This is a genomic window from uncultured Planktosalinus sp., from assembly GCF_963973675.1.
Classification (GTDB): domain Bacteria; phylum Bacteroidota; class Bacteroidia; order Flavobacteriales; family Flavobacteriaceae; genus Planktosalinus.
On record NZ_CAXBAN010000461.1, the window covers coordinates 1 to 1,711 of the forward strand.

The following is a 1,711-nucleotide window of genomic DNA, read 5'->3' on the forward strand; positions in this document are numbered from 1 at the left end:
TCTGAAGAAAAGCATAAACACGCAGCTTCAGTAGCCCATCTTTCTATATTACTCTACAAAAATTGTGAACGATTAGAACAATCCGTTCCCAATGGAAAGGAGTTTATCAGGATGTTGCGAAAAGAATTAAAAGGGTTTAGAAAAATGCAGCGACAATGGCACTTATCACTTTAGTTTGAAACCACTTTTAATCCTACAACCGAGGCCACTAGCGTAAATAGAAAAAACAGCCTCCAGAAAGACATCGGTTCTTTAAAAAACAAAAGTCCTACAATTACTGTTCCGGCCGCACCAATGCCGGTCCAAACTCCATAAGCAGTACCAATTGGAATGACCTGAATGGCTTTATAAAGCAATAGCATACTTATACTTAAACAAAATATAAACCCGGCCAGCCAAAGTAATTGTGGCGTGCCGGTCAGCAGTTTTGCTTTGCCTAAACAAAAGGCAAAACCAACCTCAAACAGACCAGCGATGATTAGCAATATCCAATGCATAGTTTAGATTATAGGTTAAACTTGAATACAAAAATAGTTTTCACTACCTATATTGAAATAGGAAATCCGCACAGCACAAAATTTACCGGGAAGGCTGTTGACTTACATATTACGTCTGTATTGCCCTCCAACTTCAAATAATGCTGTTGTAATTTGACCCAAAGAACACACTTTGGTGGCTTCCATCAATTCCTCAAAGATATTGTCATTTTTAATGGCTGCTTCTTTCACTTTATTTAATGCAGCTTCAGCCCTGTCTTCATAGGTTTGATGAAGACTCTTTAAAGTTTGTATCTGAAACTCTTTCTCTTCTTCAGTGGCACGAATTACCTCTGCCGGAATAATGGTTGGTGATCCTTTTGAACTCAAAAATGTATTTACACCGATAATCGGGAACTCACCGGTGTGCTTTAAGGTTTCGTAATAAAGACTTTCTTCCTGAATTTTACTGCGCTGATACATGGTTTCCATCGCACCTAATACGCCACCTCTTTCTGTGATGCGATCAAACTCCAGTAAAACAGCTTCTTCTACAAGATCTGTCAATTCTTCAATAATAAACGCCCCCTGAATTGGGTTTTCATTTTTTGCCAGGCCAAGTTCCTTGTTGATGATTAACTGAATAGCCATTGCCCTCCTCACAGAACCCTCTGTGGGAGTTGTGATTGCTTCATCATAAGCATTGGTGTGCAACGAATTACAATTGTCATAAATTGCATACAAAGCCTGGAGTGTAGTTCTTATATCGTTAAAATCAATTTCCTGAGCGTGTAATGACCTTCCGGAAGTTTGAATATGGTATTTTAGCATCTGAGCTCGTGGATTGGCACCATATTTCTCCTTAAGTGCTTTAGACCAGATGCGTCTTGCAACACGGCCAATTACTGCATACTCCGGGTCAATTCCATTGGAAAAAAAGAATGAAAGGTTGGGTCCAAAATCATTGATATCCATTCCTCTGCTCAAGTAGTATTCCACGTAAGTAAACCCGTTGGATAAAGTCAATGCTAGTTGTGTTATAGGATTAGCGCCGGCTTCGGCAATGTGATAACCTGAAATTGATACTGAATAAAAATTACGTACTTTTTCTTCAATAAAATATTCCTGTACGTCGCCCATTAAGCGAAGTGCAAATTCCGTTGAGAAAATACAGGTATTTTGTGCCTGGTCTTCTTTTAAAATATCCGCCTGAACAGTACCTCGTACTTGCGACA

Annotated in this window: 2 protein-coding genes; both read right to left on the reverse strand. The window is 39.2% G+C overall.

Annotation, left to right across the window (positions count from 1 at the left end; genetic code table 11):
- Positions 1-170: 170 nt before the first annotated feature.
- Positions 171-497, reverse strand: a complete 327-nt coding sequence (locus AACY61_RS13340) for a multidrug efflux SMR transporter (RefSeq protein ID WP_339612071.1) — start codon at positions 495-497, stop codon at positions 171-173.
- 102 nt (positions 498-599) lie between these two features.
- A partial coding sequence (locus AACY61_RS13345; RefSeq protein WP_339612072.1) for a methylmalonyl-CoA mutase family protein occupies positions 600-1,711 on the reverse strand: 1,112 nt, incomplete at its 5' end.

What these genes read in the sequence shown, in the direction of transcription:
- AACY61_RS13340 (WP_339612071.1), bottom strand. Translation starts at nt 497, where the DNA reads ATGCATTGGATATTGCTAATCATCGCTGGTCTGTTTGAGGTTGGTTTT.